The 18749-nt window shown below is 64.1% G+C and carries 14 protein-coding genes; 4 read left to right on the top strand and 10 right to left on the bottom strand.

All coding sequences use genetic code 11. The annotated features are described in order from the left end of the window. Position 1: 1 nt before the first annotated feature. Positions 2 to 1309 (bottom strand): family 1 glycosylhydrolase, encoded by a 1308-nt coding sequence (locus GV068_RS02390; RefSeq protein ID WP_159695829.1) that lies wholly within the window; start codon positions 1307 to 1309, stop codon positions 2 to 4. A 213-nt stretch (positions 1310 to 1522) separates the two neighbouring features. Here GV068_RS02390 and GV068_RS25380 point away from each other — a divergent pair, with 213 nt between their 5' ends. Next, positions 1523 to 3175 (top strand): methyl-accepting chemotaxis protein, encoded by a 1653-nt coding sequence (locus GV068_RS25380; RefSeq protein ID WP_159695830.1) that lies wholly within the window; start codon positions 1523 to 1525, stop codon positions 3173 to 3175. 4 nt (positions 3176 to 3179) lie between these two features. On the opposite strand, the gene GV068_RS02400 is transcribed toward GV068_RS25380, so the two are convergent. The 3 genes from GV068_RS02400 to GV068_RS02410 are packed head-to-tail and all read right to left on the bottom strand — an operon-like array spanning position 3180 to position 5938. Further along, positions 3180 to 3638 carry a DUF2127 domain-containing protein gene (locus GV068_RS02400; protein ID WP_159695831.1) on the bottom strand — a complete coding sequence of 153 codons (459 nt, stop codon included), beginning with the start codon at positions 3636 to 3638 and terminating at the stop codon, positions 3180 to 3182. A gap of 32 nt (positions 3639 to 3670) precedes the next feature. After that, positions 3671 to 4300, bottom strand: a complete 630-nt coding sequence (locus tag GV068_RS02405; RefSeq protein WP_159695832.1) for an SAM-dependent methyltransferase — start codon at positions 4298 to 4300, stop codon at positions 3671 to 3673. A gap of 60 nt (positions 4301 to 4360) precedes the next feature. Next, positions 4361 to 5938, bottom strand: coding sequence for a methyl-accepting chemotaxis protein (locus tag GV068_RS02410; protein WP_159695833.1), 1578 nt, complete (start codon positions 5936 to 5938; stop codon positions 4361 to 4363). 197 nt (positions 5939 to 6135) lie between these two features. On the opposite strand from GV068_RS02410, the gene GV068_RS02415 reads away from it, so the two are divergent. After that, positions 6136 to 6885 (top strand): type 1 glutamine amidotransferase domain-containing protein, encoded by a 750-nt coding sequence (locus GV068_RS02415; protein ID WP_229463609.1) that lies wholly within the window; start codon positions 6136 to 6138, stop codon positions 6883 to 6885. A gap of 84 nt (positions 6886 to 6969) precedes the next feature. On the opposite strand, the gene GV068_RS02420 is transcribed toward GV068_RS02415, so the two are convergent. The 3 genes from GV068_RS02420 to clpS form a co-directional block, all read right to left on the bottom strand. Beyond that, a complete protein-coding gene (locus GV068_RS02420; RefSeq protein ID WP_159695834.1) occupies positions 6970 to 10377 on the bottom strand; it encodes a S41 family peptidase in 3408 nt (1135 codons plus the stop codon). 117 nt (positions 10378 to 10494) lie between these two features. Further along, positions 10495 to 12795, bottom strand: a complete 2301-nt coding sequence (clpA, locus tag GV068_RS02425; RefSeq protein WP_159695835.1) for an ATP-dependent Clp protease ATP-binding subunit ClpA — start codon at positions 12793 to 12795, stop codon at positions 10495 to 10497. Beyond that, on the bottom strand, positions 12792 to 13094 hold the full coding sequence (gene clpS / locus GV068_RS02430) for an ATP-dependent Clp protease adapter ClpS (protein WP_027864722.1): 303 nt from the start codon (positions 13092 to 13094) through the stop codon (positions 12792 to 12794). Before clpS ends, clpA begins: the two co-directional genes overlap by 4 nt. A gap of 319 nt (positions 13095 to 13413) precedes the next feature. Here clpS and GV068_RS02435 point away from each other — a divergent pair, with 319 nt between their 5' ends. Next, positions 13414 to 13617, top strand: a complete 204-nt coding sequence (locus tag GV068_RS02435) for a cold-shock protein (protein ID WP_020653506.1) — start codon at positions 13414 to 13416, stop codon at positions 13615 to 13617. A gap of 62 nt (positions 13618 to 13679) precedes the next feature. Here GV068_RS02435 and GV068_RS02440 read toward each other — a convergent pair whose 3' ends face one another. Both GV068_RS02440 and icd read right to left on the bottom strand, forming a co-directional pair. Beyond that, complete coding sequence (locus tag GV068_RS02440; protein WP_159695836.1) at positions 13680 to 13970, bottom strand: hypothetical protein; 291 nt, start codon at positions 13968 to 13970, stop codon at positions 13680 to 13682. An 87-nt stretch (positions 13971 to 14057) separates the two neighbouring features. Continuing rightward, on the bottom strand, positions 14058 to 15311 hold the full coding sequence (icd, locus tag GV068_RS02445) for an NADP-dependent isocitrate dehydrogenase (protein ID WP_159695837.1): 1254 nt from the start codon (positions 15309 to 15311) through the stop codon (positions 14058 to 14060). Positions 15312 to 15476: 165 nt separating this feature from the next. Between icd and GV068_RS02450 the strand changes: the two genes are divergently transcribed. Continuing rightward, the gene (locus GV068_RS02450; RefSeq protein WP_159695838.1) at positions 15477 to 16034 is read left to right on the top strand and encodes a pseudouridine synthase; all 558 of its coding nucleotides are present in this window, start codon (positions 15477 to 15479) and stop codon (positions 16032 to 16034) included. A gap of 210 nt (positions 16035 to 16244) precedes the next feature. On the opposite strand, the gene GV068_RS02455 is transcribed toward GV068_RS02450, so the two are convergent. Next, the gene (locus tag GV068_RS02455) at positions 16245 to 18479 is read right to left on the bottom strand and encodes an NADP-dependent isocitrate dehydrogenase (protein ID WP_159695839.1); all 2235 of its coding nucleotides are present in this window, start codon (positions 18477 to 18479) and stop codon (positions 16245 to 16247) included. Positions 18480 to 18749: the final 270 nt, after the last annotated feature.

Raw genomic sequence — 18749 nt, forward strand, 5'->3', positions numbered from 1 at the left:
CCTACTCCGTGTTCCTGGGCGCGCCGGTGGCCGCGACCGGGTCCGGCATGCGGCGCGGCCGCGAACCGCCGCGTTCCGGGTAATCCTCGTCGAGCTCCAGCGGCACCTGCAGGCACACGCTCTGGGTCGGCAGCACTTCGGTCCAGTCGCGGATCAGGTCGCGGTAGGCAAGGCCCACCGGCCGCAAATTGCGGTCGAGATCGGCCAGCCCCAGCGCGTTGACGTGGCCGTTGTCCTCGCGCAGGCTGGTGTCCCAGTCCACCTGGTCGGTCAGCGAATACCAGGTGAAGCCGACCAGCGGCACGCCGTTGTTGCGCACGCGGAGCACGTTGGCCCATTCCTTGCGCAGCCAGCGCACCGCCTCGTCGCCGCAAGGGCCTTCGCACAGGTTGGTCTCGGTGTGCATCACCGGCAGGCGGTAGCGGTTGTAGTACTGGTGGGTGATGACCGCATAGCCGAAGATCTCGCCGGACGCCGTGCTGGATCCATCGTCCGTGACCAGATGCTCGTTGGTCTGGTAGTAGTCGTTCCCCATGATGCAGTGGTGCTTCAGGTTGTTGTTGAGGAAGTAGTGGTATTCCTCGCGCGTCATGCCGTTGTCGAGCAGGTACTCGTACATGGTGGAGTCGACGCGCCGGCCATAGTTCAGGTCGAGCGACAGGAAGCGGCGCGCGTTCATGGTTTCCGCCGGCCCGATCGCGGCGGGCGACTTGGCGTGGAAGTATTCGGTCGATTCGCTCTGCACGAACAGCGCGTCCGGCCGCACTTCCAGGATCGCCCGCATGGCGAGCAGATTCGCCTTCACCAGGTGCTTGAGGGCCGTCACGAAGGCGCGATCGCTGCGCATCTGCTCGTTCCACCAGCCGTACAGGGCGGAGAACAGCGCGCTGATCGACATCTCGTTGACCGGCGTGTACAGCTGGATCCACGGGTAGCGCAAGGCAAAGGCGCGCGCGTAGTCGGCGAAGATGGCGGGGAAATCCGGATTCTGGAAGTTACCGAGGAAATCGGGCAGGCCGAAGTGGCACAGGTCGACGATGGCGACCAGGCCGCGCCGCCGCAGCTCGGGAAAGGTCTCGTCGGCGAAGGACCAGTCGTAGCGCCTGGGACCGACCAGGGTGGTGTGCAGCGGCGGGCCGTAGCGCAGGAAGCGGATGCCGATTTCCTGCACCAGGTCGAAGTCGCGCCGCCAGTGGCGGTAGTGACCGCACTTTTCCATCTCGTCCATGCGCTTCCTGCCGCCGTCGATGGTCGGGATGCTGTTCTCGATGCCGGTGGCAAAAAGAAATCCTGGCTGATTCGACACCATCTCTTCCCCTGTCTGCCCTACCCGAGCAGGCAATATAAACCCGCAGCCCGGATCGCAGCGCACTCCTCCGTTGTTTTCCATGAACAACTATTGGTGACTAAGGGAAATTTGATCCAAATCAAATCTTTTTTGGGGCCAAAAAATCAGGATGGCACTGCTGTTCCAAAACGCATCCGGCACGGATGAACGATCAACGCAATAAGCAGGAATAACATGTTTGCACGATTCAAAGTTGGTACAAAAATCATTTCCGGATTCCTGTTCCTGACCGTGCTCGGCGCGACGGTGGCGGCGGTGGGTCTCTTCAATCTCGCCAAGATGAACACGCTGGCAGAACGCATGTATGAACAGGAACTGCTCGGCCTTTCGTATATCAAAGAAGCAAATATCAACCTGATCTACGTGGGCCGCGCCCGCGGCAATTACCTGCTGTCGACGACTGCGCAGGAACGCCAGACCAATCTCGACAATATCGGCAAGTACATGGCCGCTATCAAGGATTACCTCGGCAAGGCACAGCCCCTGTTCGTCACCGATGAAGCCAAGCGCCTGTTCGCCGAATACGCCCGCACCTCGGTCGACTACGAGCGCGAACTGGCTGGTGTTTTCACACTGGCGGCGAAAGAGGACCTGGCGACGCGCAGCGCCGAGCTCAGCAGCGCGCTGACGCAGACGCGTGCGCATGCCAATACGCTCGACGATCTGCTGACGAAGCTGTCGCACTCGAAGGAGAACCGGGCGAAGGAAGCGGCGGCCGAAACCGGCCGCATGTACGCATCCAGCCGCGACTTCATGATCGTCCTGACCTTGTGCAGCGCCCTCGCCGGCGTCGCCATCGGCGTCCTGATCACGCGCGACCTCACCCGCCAGCTCGGCGGCGAACCGCGTGACGCCGCCACCATCGCGGCAGCGATCGCAGCCGGCGATCTGGGCGTGCCGATTCCGACCAGGACCGGCGATACCTCGAGCATGATGGTGGCGCTGCAGCGCATGCGCGACAGCCTGGCCGGCATCGTCGGCCGGGTCAGGGCCGGCACCGATACCATCGCCACCGCCTCGGCGCAGGTGGCAGCCGGCAGCCAGGACCTGTCCTCGCGCACCGAGCAGCAGGCCAGCTCGCTCGAGGAAACCGCGTCTTCGATGGAAGAGCTGACCTCGACCGTGAAAGGCAATGCCGACAATGCCCAGCAGGCGAACGCGCTGGCGGCCAGGGCATCTGAAGTCGCGATCCAGGGCGGCGACGTGATCCGCGAAGTGGTGAGCGTGATGGACGAGATCAACGAATCCTCCGGCAAGGTCGTCGACATCATCTCCGTCATCGACGGCATCGCCTTCCAGACCAACATCCTGGCCCTGAATGCTGCGGTGGAAGCGGCCCGCGCCGGCGAACAGGGCCGCGGTTTCGCCGTCGTCGCCTCCGAAGTACGCACACTGGCCCAGCGTTCGGCTGCGGCGGCCAAGGAAATCAAGGCGCTCATCGGCACCTCGGTCGAGAAGGTCGACAGCGGCAGCCAGCTGGTCGCCCGCGCCGGCAAGACCATGGACGACATCGTCGACAGCGTGCGCCACGTCAGCGAGATCATGCGCGAGATTTCGAGCGCCACCCAGGAGCAGACCAGTGGCATCGAGCAGATCAATATGGCGGTGGCCCAGATGGACCAGGTGACGCAGCAGAACGCGGCCCTGGTCGAAGAAGCAGCGGCGGCCTCGGAATCGATGCAGGAAGAAGCGGCGCGCCTGGCCAAGGTGGTCAGCGTGTTCCGGCTGGCCGGCGCCGGCGCGGATGCCGGCGCCACCGCCCCGGCACGCTCGGCGAAGCGCGTCGCCGTGCGCGCGCCTGCAATGCTGGCAGGCGTGCCGGCCTAGCGTCCTAGGCAGCCCGTGCGCGGCGCCGCCGCATTCCATAGAGCATGAACGCGACGATGGCGAGGTTCAGGCAGAGCAGGACGACGCTCAATGGACCAGGACGGCGCACCAGCTCCGCCAATTCGAAGGGCACATACACCGCGCCGCTGCTTGCTGCCAACAATTCGCCCCAGGCGCGCTCGTGCCACAGGCCGTAGGCCTCGACCAAGCGCACCGCCGCATAGGCAAAGGCGCCCAGCGCCAGCTGCATCAGGTGGGTGTTGTCGAGGTGGCCGGCATAGGCGAGGAACACGCGCGGCAGGCGCGCGGCCGGATTCAGGTGCGTGTGCCGGACCAGCTCCTCGGCGACGCGCTGCAGGTCGTGGTGCAGCAGGGCGAACAGGCCGCAGCCGGCCAGCACCACCACCAGGCCTTTCACGGCTTCGAGCGCGGCGACGGCGCGCATTCCCTGCGACAGCTTCATCTTTTCTCCCGAGCGACAGGCCCGGGACGATTCTAGCGTGGGTAGATGAAGCCGGTGCGAATGTCCATCGGGACCAGGCGCCCACCCTCGCGCACGGTCAGGCGCTGCGGCGGCTCCTCGCCGGCCAGCACGCGCCGCGTGATCGGCAGGCCTTCGGCCTTGCGCAGCAGTTCGTCGCTGCGTTCGTAGACATTGGGGCAGCCGGTCGCTTTCAACAGCGCCTGCACCACGGCGACCTTCCACAGGTCGACCCCGGCGGCATTGAACTGGCACACCAGGTAGCCGGAAGCGCCGCCATAGGCGTGCACCAGCAGCCCGGGCAGGCCACCCTGTTCGCCGTCGACCAGCTGGACCAGGGCCTGCGGATCGGCATCGGCAGCCAGACGGCGTTCCACGGCGGCCTGCACCCGGCGCTTGATCAACGCGTGGTCGACCGGCTCGTCCTCGCGGAGGGTCCAGACCCGGGCCGCGATCTGCGATTTGGCGTTGTAGGCCGCGCGCGCCAGGAAGCGGCGCGACGAGGACTGCACGACCGCGGTGGCGCCCGGCTTGTTGCGTTCCATGGGCTTGCCCTCGACCTTGTCGATCGCGGACAGGTAGATCCAAGGGTCGCCGGACAGCAGGGCCTGTTCCTTGCCCTGTTTGATGGTAATGATGAGCATGCGCGGCTTTCGTTTTCGAGGACGGCATGATACAGCAAGCCGCTCTCCTCGCCGCTTCCTTCACCTCGCCAGTACCCGTTGCGCCTGCGCGTCCGGGCGCAGCTTGAAGGTCGCCACCAGTTGCGACAGCTCGGCCGCCTGCCGGCGCATCGATGCCGCGGCGGCAGCGGCCTGCTCGACCATGGCGGCATTCTGCCGGGTCGATTCGTCCATCTCGGCGATCGCCTGGCTGACCTGGGCCACGCCGCCGGCCTGCTCGCTGCTTGCGGTGTGGATGGTGTCGAGCAGCCCGGCCACGTCATGCACATGGGCCAGCACCGCGCGCATGGTCTCGCCTGCGGCGCCGGCGATGTCGGTGCCGGCGGCGATCTCCTGGGTCGACTCGCCGATCAGTTTCTTGATCTCCTTCGCCGCCGTGGCCGAGTGCTGGGCCAGGTTGCGGACCTCGGCCGCCACCACCGCGAAGCCGCGTCCTTCGGCGCCGGCGCGCGCCGCTTCCACCGCCGCGTTCAGAGCCAGGATATTGGTCTGGAAGGCGATGCTGTCGATCATGGCCGTGATGTCGACGATCCGCTCGCTCGACTCCTTGATGGCTCCCATGCGCGCCACCACCTGCTCGACCGCTTCGGCGCTGCGCACCGCCACGCTCGACGCCGAGCGGGCCATCGCATGGGCCGCGCGCGCACTCGCATTATTGCGGGCGATGGCTTCGCCCAGGTCGTCCATCGCACCGACGGTCTGGCGGATCGCCGCGGCCTGGCGTTCGGTGCGCTGCGCCAGATCCTGGTTGCCGTCGGCGATGTCGCTCGATGCCGTGTCGATCGCGTGCGCGCCCTGCATGACCTGGGACACGGTGACGGACACGCCGCCCGTCATGCCATTCAAGGCGTCGAACAGACGGCCGATCTCGTCGTGGCGACCGTGGCGGATCACGGGACGCAGGTCGCCGTGGGCCACCTGCTCGGCCAGCGCGGCGGCCTGCCGCAGGGGGCCGACGATATTCCGGGTCAGGATCCAGGCCATGGCGGCGCCGATCGCCAGCGCGCCGACGCCCAGTGTCAGCACCAGCGACTTGCCCGCCGATGAAGCGGCCGCCGATTCCTCTGCGAGACGACGCGCTTCTTCCGTCTCGTGGGTCAGCAGGGTTGCCAGCGCGCCGATATACGCCTGGTAGCCCTTCTCCCAGTCGCCGCCCACGAGCTGCTCGACGACCTGGGTCTGGCCCAGCTCCTTGGCCTGGAACAGCGCGGCCTGGACCTTGTCCAAAGTCTGCTTGCGCCTGTCCGCTTCGGCAACCAGCGCTGCCTCGCGTGCGGACAGCGGCATCCTGGCCAGCTTCGCTTCCAGTCCGGCGGCAGCCTTCTTGCCCTGGGCCAGCTGGGCGCCGAAATAGTCCGCCAGCTCCAGGCTGTCGCTACGCGCGATGGCGATGGCGCGCGAGCCATTCAGGCGCTCGATACCCAGCAGGTCGGCGCTCAGCTGCTGCTTGGCCAGCTTGTCATAGACGAGGTCGTGCGTGAGCCGGTCAGTCGACTGCATGCGCCACAGCGCCACGGCGGACAGGATCAGGATCAGCAGGGAGACGATACCGAAGGCGCCGAGAAGTTTCGTACCGGTCTGGGGCGTTGCGAGTGGCATTGCAAGTATCCGTAGAGTGGAATAGTTGCAGTGTAGAAAGGTTATGTTACAAGGTAATGAACCCGGCGATGGCCGCCAGCGCCGAACTTAGCCTGGTAATGCTCGCTGTTACCGAACGTCGGGACCCGTGCAATCAAGGTACTGTATGTCCTCGCTGCGATCTGCCAAGCTTGATCGCTTAACTCACCCTGGAGGACATGATGAATGGACGCAAGAAACTGGTTGGGCAGCGCATTGCCGTGCTGGCGACCGACGGCTTCGAGCAGGTCGAACTGAGTGTGCCGGTCACCGCGCTCGAGGCGGCAGGAGCGCAGGTGGACATCGTGTCGCTGCACCGCGGCAGCATTCGCGGCGTCAACCTGAACAAGCCGGCCAAACGGGTCGACGTCGATAGGACGATCGACGAGGCAAGGGCGAGCGAATACGACGGGCTCCTGATTCCCGGTGGCTTCATCAACCCCGATTTGCTGCGCCAGTCCGCCAAGGCGCGCAACTTCGTGCGCGAATTCGACCAGCAGCGCAAACCCATTGCGACGCTGTGCCACGGTCCATGGCTGCTGGCATCGACCGGGCTGGCGGACGGGCGCGCGCTCACCTCATGGCCCGGCGTGCGCGACGACATGGTCAACGCGGGGGCCACATGGCTCGACCAGGAAGTGGTGCGTGACGGTAACTGGCTGACCAGCCGCGGTCCGCAGGACATGGTGCCCTTCGTGCGCGAGATGATCCAGCTGTATGCCGGCGGTCCGGCCAGCAGCCGCGCGTTGAAGCGTCGCGATTCGGATCCGCAGCGCGAGCGCCCGGCGGCCTGGGCCACCACCGCCATGCGTCTGATGCCCTACGCGTCGGTGGGCACCGTGCTCGGTATCGCGCTGATCGGCGGAGGCTTGATCGCGGCCAGCCGGGCCGGCGCCGCGGCCGGGCGGCAAGGGGCGGCATCGCGCTGAGGCGGCGCCTGGGCGGCAGCGCCGTGCTGCCGCTGTCGAGCAAGCGTGGGCGCAAACCAGACGCGCGTGCGCCCACGTAGCCGCTTACTTGTTCGTCGGCGTCTTGCCCGATGCCTCGCCCGCCTCCCACTGGCGTTTGATCGACGGAATCGCCGCCGGCTTCCACTGCTTGACCGGCTGCTCCTTCATCTTCTTCTCCAGCAGTTCGATCGCCACTTCCAGCTGGCGGTCGCGGCCCTCGAAGGTCTCGTGCGGCAGGTTGTCGACCTCGACGTCCGGGGTCACGCCCACGCCTTCGATCAGCCAGTCGCCGCCATCGGCCGCGAACTGGCCGAACTCCGCCACGCGCGCCATGCCATTGTCGGCCAGGCCGTTGCCGTCGCTGAGCCAGACGCCGGCGCCGGCGGTGCGCTTGCCCACCAGCGGGCCGAGTTTCAAGGCCTTGACGCCGGCCGCGAAGGTCTCGCCGTCCGAGTAGGTCAGCTCGTCCATCAGCACCACCAGGTGGCCGCGGAAGGTGTTCTGCATGTTCGACTGCGGCAGGTTACCGTTCGAGCTCCAGAAGGCCCACGAGCGGCGCAGCAGCTTCTCGATGATCCAGCTGTCGATGTTGCCGCCGTTATTGCGGCGCACGTCGATGATCAGGCCATCCTTGTTGATATTGGCGTAGAAGTCGCGGGCAAACGCGTTGATGTCGCGCGCCGTCATTGCGCGCAGGTGCAGGTAGCCGATCTTGCCCTTCGAGGCCTGATCGGCCTGTTGCGCCCTGCTCTGCTCCCAGTCGGAATAGCGCAGGCTGGCGTGGCGCACCATGTTCACCGGGGTGACGATCACTGGACGCGGCTTGCCGTCGCCCTTGGCGCTCTTCACGTGCAGCAGCACCTGCTTGTCGGCCTGGTCCAGCAGCAGATCGGCGATGTCACGGGTCTCCACCAGCGCCTTGCCGTTGACGGCAGTGATGATGTCGCCTTCCTTCACCCCGACGTCGGGCTGGGCCAGCGGGCCGCGCTCGGACGGCAGCTCCGGTTCGCTGCGATACACGCGGTCGACGCGGAAGCCGTCGGCCACGCGGGTCAGCACCGCGCCCAGGCTCGAAGGCACGCCCTCGCCCGTCGCGCGGCGCACGTCGCCCGGGCGGATCTGCGAGTGCAGCGCGCCGACTTCGCCCACCATCATGCCCAGCACGTCGTCCAGCTCGGCGCGGTCGGTGACGCGCTCGACCAGCGGCGCGTAGCGCGCGCGCGCGGCGTTCCAGTCGATGCCGCGCATATTGGCGTCGTACAGGAAGTCGCGGTGCATGCGCCAGGCGTCGTTGAACATCTGCTTCCATTCCAGGCGCGGATTGGTGCTGATGGCCCAGTCGTCGATCTTGACCTTGGCCTTGGTGACGTCGGCCGGGGCCTTGGCGCCGGCGGCCACGATCAGCATCTCGCCAGGGCCGGTGAGGCTGAAAGTACGGTAGAAGATGTGCTTGCGATCCTGGCTCAGGCCAAATTCGCGCACGTTGTTGACGAAGACTTCCGGGGTCGGGCTGCTGCGCGAGATCTCGAGGGTCTTGAGCGCCCCGCTGCGGCCGTTGTCGGATTCGAGGATGTACAGGCGCTTCTCGTCGATTGCGAGCGCGCGGTAGTTGCCCGGTGCGATCGGCACCTCGAACAGGCGCTCGCGCAGGCCGGCGTAGTCGATGGCCGGCGTCGGCGCGGTCTTGGCCTTTGGATCGGCGGCGCTCGCGGCCGCGGTCGCAGCGGCGGCTGCGGCGACGGCGGCGGTCTTGTCGGCTTCTTCCTTGCCCGGGGTCTGGACCGCGGCGCGCGCGGCCGCTTCCGGCGAGGCCGCTTCCGGCTTGGTCAGCTCGTCCTCGGGCTTGAACGGGAAGCGTACGCCCGGCTGCAGGGCCAGGGCGTAGATGCCGACGCGGCGGTCGAACACCGGGCCCATGTTGCGGTCGCCCCAGGGGCCGGCGTTACCGACGTTGAAGTTGCGCGCCGAGAGGAAGTACAGCCACTTCCCGTCCGGCGAGAACACCGGCGAGTCGGCCGTGTAGCGGTCGGTGGTCACAAAGGCCATGGTCTTGCTGGCCAGGTTGTACATGCCGATCTGGTTGCGCTGCTCGCTCGAGCCGACGCGCACGAACGCCAGGTTGCGGCTGTCCGGCGACCACACCACCTGGTCGGGACGGTCGGCGCCCACCTGCTTGGCGTCGTCGATGATGACGTTGGTTTTCGCCTGCAGGTCGAGCAGCCAGGTGCGGCCCTTCTTGTCGGTGTGGGCCAGATATCGGCCGTCCGGGGATGGATAGATGCCGGAGCGGTGGCTGGCGCCGTCGATGGTCAGGCGTTCGCCTTTGCCCGAGCCGTCGGCGGCGTAGCGCCAGATCTCGTTCTCGCCAGTGGTGTCGACAAAAGCGTAGACCCATTTGTCGTCGTGGCTGAACACGGCGCTGCGTGCTCGCGCGCCTTCCGGCACGGCGATCTCGACGCGACGGTAAGTCCCGGTGCCGGCAATCGTCACCTTGCCGCGCGCGGTCAGCACGATGCGCTCGGCCTTGCTGGCCAATTCGATGTTTGTCAAAGCGTCGAGCGGCGAGCGCACGCGGCGGGTGCGCTGCTGGTCGAAGTCCGAGACCAGGCTGGCTTTGATCAGGGTGTCATCGCCGCTGGCGATGTCGAACACGCGCAGGTCGGCGCCGAGCTGGTAGGCGATGCGGCCGTCACCGAGCGAGGCGGTGCGCACGTCCCATTCGCGGTGCTGGGTGTGGACCTTGCGGTCGCTGCCGTCCGGCAGCGCGGACCAGATGTTGTCGGCGCCGCCGGCATCGCTGATGAAGTAGATGCGGCCCTGCCACCACATGGCGCGGCGATTGTTGGCGCCGTCTTCCTTGAACAGGCGCACGGCTTCGTTCTTCGAACCCAGTTCGTAGCGCCACAGCTGGGCATGCGCGCCGCCGCGGTAGGTCTTGACGTTATCGTTGGTCATCGACAGGCCCATGCGCGTGAAGAACACGCTGCGGCCGTCGTCGCTCAGCACGGCGTCGTTGGCGTCGGCCAGCGGCAGCACGCGGCGCGTCATCTTGACCGGGTCGAGGGCGGCGACGATACGGTGTTTCGATGGTCCCACCGAATTTTCGGTGCTTACCAGGACCTCGCCCTGCGCGGTCCAGCCCAGTACCGTCACGCCGCCGTTTTCAAACGTGATGCGCTTGGGCAGGCCGCCCTCGAGCGGCATCACGTAGGCTTCCTGTGCGCCTTCATACGAGGCGGCGAACGCGACCAGCTTGCCGTCGTGCGAGATCGCAGCCTGGGTTTCGCTGGACGGGTGCGTGGTCAGGCGGGTCGCTTTGCCACCTGCAAGCGTGGTGCGCCACAGGTCACCCTCGGCGGTGAAGACGATGTTGTCGCCGCGGATCGCGGGGAAACGGAAGTATGGGTCGGCGGCGGCCTGGCTGCCGATGAGCGCGAGCGACAGCGCGAGGATGGTGCGGGACACGTTCATGGGAAGGATGGCAAGGTTTCTAAAAAGGATGAGTTTGCCATACGTGGTCTGCCGCGCGGTGTGCATACAAGCAAAAAAAACCGCGCCTGAGCGCGGTTTCTGTAGAACGGTGATCGATTACTCGATCTCGACCGTCTCGGCCGGAGCCGGCGGCGGCAGTGCGTCGCCTTCCGGGAACTCGAGGACGACGTCGTCCTTCTCGTTCAGGTCCACCGTCACGCGGCCACCGTTGACCAGGCGGCCGAACAGCAGCTCGTCGGCCAGGGCCTTGCGGATCATGTCCTGGATCAGGCGCGACATCGGACGGGCGCCCATCAGCGGATCGAAGCCCTTCTTGCCGAGGAATTTCTTCAATTTCTCGGTAAAGACGGCTTCCACCTTCTTCTCGTGCAGCTGCTCTTCCAGCTGCATCAGGAACTTGTCCACGACGCGCAGGATGATGTCCTCGTCCAGCGCGCGGAAGCTGATGATGGCGTCCAGGCGGTTGCGGAACTCCGGCGTGAACATGCGCTTGATGTCGCCCATCTCGTCGCCTGCCGCCTTCGAATCCACGAAGCCCACCGAACGCTTGGTCAGGCTCTCGGCGCCCGCATTGGTGGTCATGATGATGATCACGTTGCGGAAGTCCGCCTTGCGGCCGTTGTTGTCGGTCAGCGTGCCGTGGTCCATCACCTGCAGCAGGATGTTGAAGATGTCCGGGTGGGCCTTTTCAATTTCATCCAGCAGCAGCACGGTGTGCGGCTTCTTGGTGATGGCCTCGGTCAGCAGGCCGCCCTGGTCGAAGCCGACGTAGCCCGGCGGCGCACCGATCAGGCGCGACACCGCGTGGCGCTCCATGTACTCGGACATGTCGAAGCGCACCAGGTCGATGCCCAGGATGAAGGCCAGCTGCTTGGCGACTTCCGTCTTGCCGACGCCGGTCGGACCCGAGAACAGGAAGGAGCCGATCGGCTTGTCCTGCTTGCCCAGGCCGGCGCGCGCCATCTTGATCGCGGCCGACAGCGCCTCGATCGCAGGATCCTGGCCGAACACCACGTTGCGCAGGTCGCGGTCGATGGTCTGCAGCTTGCTGCGGTCGTCCTGGTTGACGGTCTGCGGAGGGATCCGCGCGATCTTCGCGATGATGTCCTCGATCTCGGTCTTGCCGATGGTCTTCTTCTGCTTCGACTTCGGCAGGATGCGCTGTGCCGCGCCCGCTTCGTCGATCACGTCGATGGCCTTGTCCGGCAGGTGGCGGTCATTGATGAAACGCGCCGCCAGCTCGGCCGCGGTCGACAGCGCCGACGCCGAATACTTGACGCCATGGTGCTCTTCGAAGCGCGACTTCAGGCCGCGCAGGATCGCCACGGTCTGCTCGACCGACGGTTCGTTCACGTCCACCTTCTGGAAGCGGCGGCTCAGGGCATGGTCTTTCTCGAACACGCCGCGGAATTCCGTGAACGTGGTCGCGCCGATGCACTTGAGCTGGCCGTTTGCCAGGGCCGGTTTCAGCAGGTTCGATGCGTCGAGCGTACCGCCCGAGGCCGAACCGGCGCCGATGATCGTGTGGATCTCGTCGATGAACAGGATGCCGTTCGGGGTGTCCTTCAATTGCTTGAGGACTGCCTTCAGGCGCTGCTCGAAATCGCCGCGGTACTTGGTGCCGGCCAGCAGCGCGCCCATGTCGAGCGAATACACGACGGCGTTCTGCAGGATCTCGGGCACGTCTTCCTGGACGATGCGCCATGCCAGGCCTTCCGCGATGGCGGTCTTGCCGACACCGGCCTCACCGACCAGCAGCGGATTGTTCTTGCGGCGGCGGCACAGGATCTGGATCACGCGGTCGACTTCTTCCTCGCGCCCGATCAGCGGATCGATCTTGCCGTCGGCAGCCGACTTGTTCAGGTTCTGGGTGAACTGGTCGAGCGGGCTTTCCTTGGCCTGGCCTTCGACCTGCGCTTCTTCCACGCCTTCCGACGCCTTGCTGGTGTCGAGCTGCTGGTCCTTGCGCACGCCGTGCGAGATGAAGTTGACCACGTCGAGACGGGTCACGCCCTGCTGGTGCAGGTAGTAAACGGCGTGCGAGTCTTTCTCGCCGAAGATCGCCACCAGCACGTTCGCGCCGGTGACTTCCTTCTTGCCGTTCGAGGCCGACTGGACGTGCATGATCGCGCGCTGGATCACACGCTGGAATCCGAGCGTCGGCTGGGTGTCGACCTCGCCCGTGCCAGGCACGGTCGGGGTGTTATCACCGATAAAATTAGTCAAGGTCTTGCGCAGGTCTTCAATATTGACCGCGCACGCACGCAGGACTTCGGCGGCTGATGGGTTGTCGAGCAAGGCCAGCAGCAGGTGTTCCACGGTAATGAACTCGTGGCGGGCCTGGCGGGCTTCGACAAAGGCCATGTGTAGGGATACTTCAAGTTCCTGCGCAATCATACTTCCTCCATCACGCATTGCAGGGGGTGCCCTGCCTTACGCGCATGCGTTAAGACAAACTCCACTTTGGTACACGCTATATCTTTGGAAAACACCCCACAGACGCCCTTGCCGTGACGGTGCACGGAAAGCATGATCTGGGTCGCCGTTTCGCGATCCTTGTTGAAATACTCCTGGATGATCGCAACCACGAATTCCATTGGCGTGTAGTCGTCGTTCAGCAGCGCCACCTGATACAAGGGTGGCGGTTTTACGGTCTGCCGCTCCAGCAGCTGTTCGGTGTCATGCTTCGTAGCCATGGGCTTATTCTAATGCTTTCAAAGTCTGTGCCAAGCGTAAACATCAGCTCGTTCTCATGTGCTTCCATGTTACGCGATTCCCGTTGATTCCGCAGATGGCGATCCAATTGACGAAATCAAGAGCCGCGTTAGCTCTGCTGTGGAAAATTTGGCAACAGCGCCCCAAAACCGCTTGACTTCAGTGATTATTCCACCAACAATGCAGTCATTGACATTGTACTTATGTACTTGTTGATAAGAAGTGAGCAGGCTGAGGAGGGGGCAAGAAGCTTCTTGCTTTTATGGCTCGTGTGATTAGTTAAAATTTGAAAGTTCTTTTATGGCAACTGGTACTGTTAAGTGGTTCAATGATTCCAAAGGCTTTGGCTTCATCACTCCTGATGACGGCGGCGAGGATCTGTTCGCGCACTTCTCCGCAATCAATATGAACGGTTTTAAGACCCTCAAAGAAGGTCAAAAAGTCCAATTCGAAGTCACGCAAGGCCCGAAAGGCAAGCAAGCTTCCAATATCCAGGGCATGTAATAGTTCCCCTCCCGGAAGCAAGGAACCCCGCCCTGGCGGGGTTTTTTTTCGTCCTGCAGTTGTCAAACGCCGCCTTGGGTACGAGCATAAGCCAGTTCCGCCGCAAAGTCGCGGGTATCCTGCAACAGTGCGGCGATGCGCTCGTCGCTGACCGAGTCGCCCCGCTCCAGGCGGGAATCCTCCTGCCAGTCGGCCAGCACGGCGTCGAAGCGCTGCACCAGCGCCGCGCCGCGGCCGGCCAGACCGGATGGTAAAGCCCCGCTCGACAGGGTGCGCAATTCGTCGGGCGAGGCAATGCGGTGAAAGCCGTAGATAAAACGGCCGATGCGGTCGAAGTCTGCGTGGTACGCCATCCCCTACCCCCTTAATAGAAAAGCCCCGGCTCTGGTCGAGCACAGGGCTTTCATATTAGCCGAGTCGGGGCGGACAGGCGATTCGCCTCACATATTCTCGATCATCACCTCGCCGAAACCCGAGCAGGATACCTGGGTCGCCCCTTCCATGAGGCGCGCGAAGTCGTAGGTGACCTTTTTCGAGGTGATCGCCTTTTCCATCGAGCGAATGATCAGGTCGGCAGCTTCGATCCAGCCCATGTGGCGCAGCATCATTTCGGCCGACAGGATCAGCGAACCCGGATTCACGTAATCCTTGCCGGCATATTTCGGCGCGGTGCCGTGGGTGGCCTCGAACATGGCGACCGAATCCGACATATTGGCGCCCGGCGCGATGCCGATGCCGCCCACCTGGGCCGCCAGCGCGTCCGAAATATAGTCGCCGTTCAGGTTCAGGGTGGCGATCACGCTGTACTCGGCCGGGCGCAGCAGGATCTGCTGCAGGAAAGCGTCGGCGATCGAATCCTTGATGGTGATCTCGCGGCCGCTCTTCGGATTCTTGAACTTGCACCACGGGCCGCCGTCGATCAGCTCGGCGCCGAATTCCTTCTGCGCCAGCGCGTAGCCCCAGTCGCGGAAGCCGCCTTCGGTGTACTTCATGATATTGCCCTTGTGGACTAGGGTCACCGAGGGCTTGTCGTTGTCGATCGCATACTGGATCGCCTTGCGCACCAGGCGCTCGGTGCCTTCGCGCGAGACCGGCTTGACGCCCAGGCCCGAGGTCTCCGGGAAGCGGATCTTCTTGACGCCCATCTCTTCGGTCAAGAATTTGATCACTTTTTTGACGCCTTCCGAGCCTTCGGCCCATTCGATGCCGGCGTAGATGTCTTCCGAGTTCTCGCGGAAGATCACCATGTCGGTCTTTTCCGGCTGCTTCAGCGGCGACGGCACGCCGGCGAAGTAGCGCACCGGGCGCAGGCAGACGTAGAGGTCGAGCTCCTGGCGCAGCGCCACGTTGAGCGAACGGATGCCGCCGCCGACCGGGGTCGTCAGCGGACCCTTGATCGAGACCACGTAGTCCTTCAGCACGTCCAGGGTTTCCGAGGGCAGCCAGACGTCGGGGCCATATACATTGGTCGACTTCTCGCCAGCATAGATTTCCATCCAGCTGATCTTGCGGCTGCCGTTATAGGCTTTTTCCACAGCCGCATCGACCACTTTGATCATGACCGGGGTGATGTCCACGCCGGTGCCATCGCCCTCGATGTAGGGAATGACGGGATTGTCCGGCACGCTCAGCGTAAAGTCGGCGTTGACGGTGATTTTCTGGCCGTCGGCCGGCACCTTGATATGTTGGAACATCGTGCTCTCCCATTCGTCGCAGGCAGGCCGCGGTCCCGAGCCTGTCTGCCGTATGAACTACAATGTGGACTACGCTTGCAAGTCTTGTATAAGACGTGTCTTGCATTATGCACCAGTATTTTCCAAGGCGCCACGCATCACCTTTTATCGCCCCATTCCTGATTCATGCCTCTGATCCTCTTCAATAAACCCTTCCAGGTCCTGTGCCAGTTTTCAGTGCAGGACGGCCGCGAGACCCTGGCCAACTACCTGGACATCCCCAACATCTACCCTGCCGGCCGGCTGGACGCCGACAGCGAGGGCCTGCTGCTGCTGACCGACGACGGCAAGCTGCAGCACAAGATCGCGCACCCGGACCACAAGGAAGCCAAGACGTATTTAGTTCAGGTGGATGGTGTGGCCGATTCAGAAGCGCTGGCGCGGCTGCAGGCGCCGCTCGACCTGGGCGATTTCGTGACCAAGCCGTGCAAGGCGGTGCGCATCGCCGAACCCGAATGGCTGTGGCCGCGCAACCCGCCGATCCGGGCGCGCCAGGACAAGCCGACCAGCTGGATTGCGATCACGCTGGAAGAAGGCAAGAACCGGCAGGTGCGCAGGATGACGGCGGCGGTGGGATTGCCGACGCTGCGGCTGGTGCGCTCGAGTATTGGGCCGTTTTCGTTGGCGACGCATCCGCTCATGCCCGGAGAGTTCATCGAAGTGCCCGCTTCTTCGTTGCGTTAAGCGAGAAGCATTAGCACCACTCCCCATGCTCCGTCATCCCGGCGAAGGCCGGGATCCAATTCCTGTGCGTTTCTCAGACGCTTGCGTGCACCCGCCAACGTGATGCAACGAACTTGGGTTCCGGCCTACGCCGGAACGACGGTCTAAAGGCTAGGTGAATAAAAAAACGCCGGCGTAAAAGCCGGCGTTCTTATTTGCTGCAAATGCTGATTAAGCCGCGAACGACTCCAGCGCGCCATTGAACGTCGCGCTCGGACGCATCACCGCCTTCACCTTGGCGTCATCGGCCTTGTAGTAGCCACCGATATCGGCCGGCTTGCCCTGCACCGCCAAGAGTTCCTGAACGATCTTCTGTTCATTCTCCGCCAGTTGCTTGGCCAGCGGTGCGAACTTGGCTGCCAGTTCGGCGTCCTCGCTCTGCGCGGCCAGTTCCTGCGCCCAGTACATCGACAGGTAGAACTGGCTGCCGCGGTTGTCGAGTTCACCGGTCTTCGGCGACGGCGACTTGCGGTTGTCCAGCAGCTTGCCGGTGGCGGCGTCCAGGGTCTTGGCCAGCACCTTGGCTTTGTTGTTGCCGGTCTTGATGCCCAGGTCTTCCAGCGACACGGCCAGCGCCAGGAACTCGCCCAGCGAATCCCAGCGCAGGTGGTTTTCTTCGGTCAGCTGCTGCACGTGCTTCGGCGCTGAACCGCCGGCACCGGTTTCGTACATGCCGCCGCCGGCCATCAGCGGGACGATCGACAGCATCTTGGCCGAGGTGCCCAGTTCCAGGATCGGGAACAGGTCGGTCAGGTAGTCGCGCAGGATGTTGCCGGTCACCGAGATGGTGTCCAGGCCACGCTTGACGCGCTCCAGGGTGTAACGCATCGCACGCACCTGCGACATGATCTGGATATCCAGGCCGCTGGTGTCGTGATCCTTCAGGTAGGTCTTGACCTTCTTGATCAGTTCATTCTCGTGCGGACGGTACGGGTCGAGCCAGAACACGGCCGGCATGCCCGAGTTGCGTGCGCGGGTGACCGCCAGCTTGACCCAGTCGCGGATCGGGGCGTCTTTGGTCTGGCACATGCGCCAGATGTCGCCCTGCTCGACGTTCTGGCTCATCAATACTTCGCCGGTGGCGAGGTCGGTGATGTTGGCCACGCCGTCTTCCGGGATCTCGAAGGTCTTGTCGTGCGAGCCGTATTCCTCGGCCTGCTGCGCCATCAGGCCCACGTTCGGGACGGTGCCCATGGTCTTCGGATCGAAGGCGCCGTGCCATTTGCAGAAGTTGATGATCTCCTGGTAGATACGGGCGAAGGTCGATTCCGGGATGACTGCCTTGACATCCTTCAGCGCGCCGGTGGCGTCGTACATCTTGCCGCCGGCGCGGATCATGGCCGGCATCGACGCGTCGACGATCACGTCGTTCGGCGAATGGAAGTTGGTGATGCCCTTGGTCGAGTCGACCATGGCCAGGGCCGGACGGTGTTCCTGGCAGGCGTGCAGGTCGCGCTCGACTTCTTCGCGCTGCGATGCCGGCAGCGTGGCGATCTTGCTGTACAGGTCGGCCATGCCGTTGTTGACGTTGATGCCGAGGCTGTCGAACAGGGCGCCGTGCTTCGCGAAGGCTTCCTTGTAGAACATGCGCACGCAGTGGCCGAACACGATCGGGTGCGAGACCTTCATCATGGTTGCTTTCACGTGCAGCGAGAACAGCACGCCGGCTTCCTTGGCGTCGTTGATCTGCTGCTCGTAGAAGGCCAGCAGGGCCTTGCGGCTCATGAACATCGAATCGATGATCTCGCCGGCCTGCAGTGCGACCTTCGGTTTCAGCACGATGGTCTGGCCCGACTTGGTGACCAGTTCCATCTTGACGTCGCGCGCGCCGTCGAGGGTCATCGACTTTTCGCCGTGGTAGAAGTCGCCGTGGGTCATGTGCGACACGTGGGTGCGCGATGCCTGCGACCATGGTGCCATCGAGTGCGGGTTCTTGCGTGCGTATTCCTTGACGGCCTTCGGAGCGCGGCGGTCGGAGTTACCTTCGCGCAGGACCGGGTTCACCGACGAGCCGATGCACTTGCCGTACTTGGCCTTGATCGCCTTCTCTTCGTCGGTCTTCGGGTCGGCCGGGTAGTCCGGCAGATTGTAGCCCTTGCCCTGCAGTTCCTTGATGGCGGCGACCAGCTGGCCCACCGAGGCCGAGATGTTCGGCAGCTTGATGATGTTCGCGTCCGGCTCGAGCGTTTTCTTGCCCAGTTCGCTCAGCACATCCGGAACGCGCTGTTCCGGAGTCAGGTTTTCCGGGAACTGCGCCAGGATACGGGCGGCGACAGAAATGTCGGCCTGCTCGACCTGGATGCCGGCCGGCTTGGTAAAGGTGCTGACGACAGGCAGGAAGGCGTGGGTCGCCAGCAGCGGGGCCTCGTCGGTCAGGGTGTAGATGATGGTCGGATCACTGCTCATACGCTTTTTCCTCGATGATCGCGCGGGTCGCACGATGTCTAAAAACGGTGGTAACGCTCAGTCTCGTCGCGACTTCGCCTGTTGGCGAAGTCTTCTATAAGACATAAGACGGCGTTTCACATTATGCACCAGTATTTTACTGTGCGCCACGGTTTTAAGATATCCGGAGCCGCGCAGCACGCCTCGCAAACGCCGGACGCAACAAACGACAAAACCCGCCGGACTTGACGTCGGGCGGGTCTTGCTCTGCACAGAACTGCCTGCGCGGCC

It is taken from the genome of Massilia sp. 9I, from assembly GCF_902506415.1.
Lineage (GTDB): Bacteria > Pseudomonadota > Gammaproteobacteria > Burkholderiales > Burkholderiaceae_D > Telluria.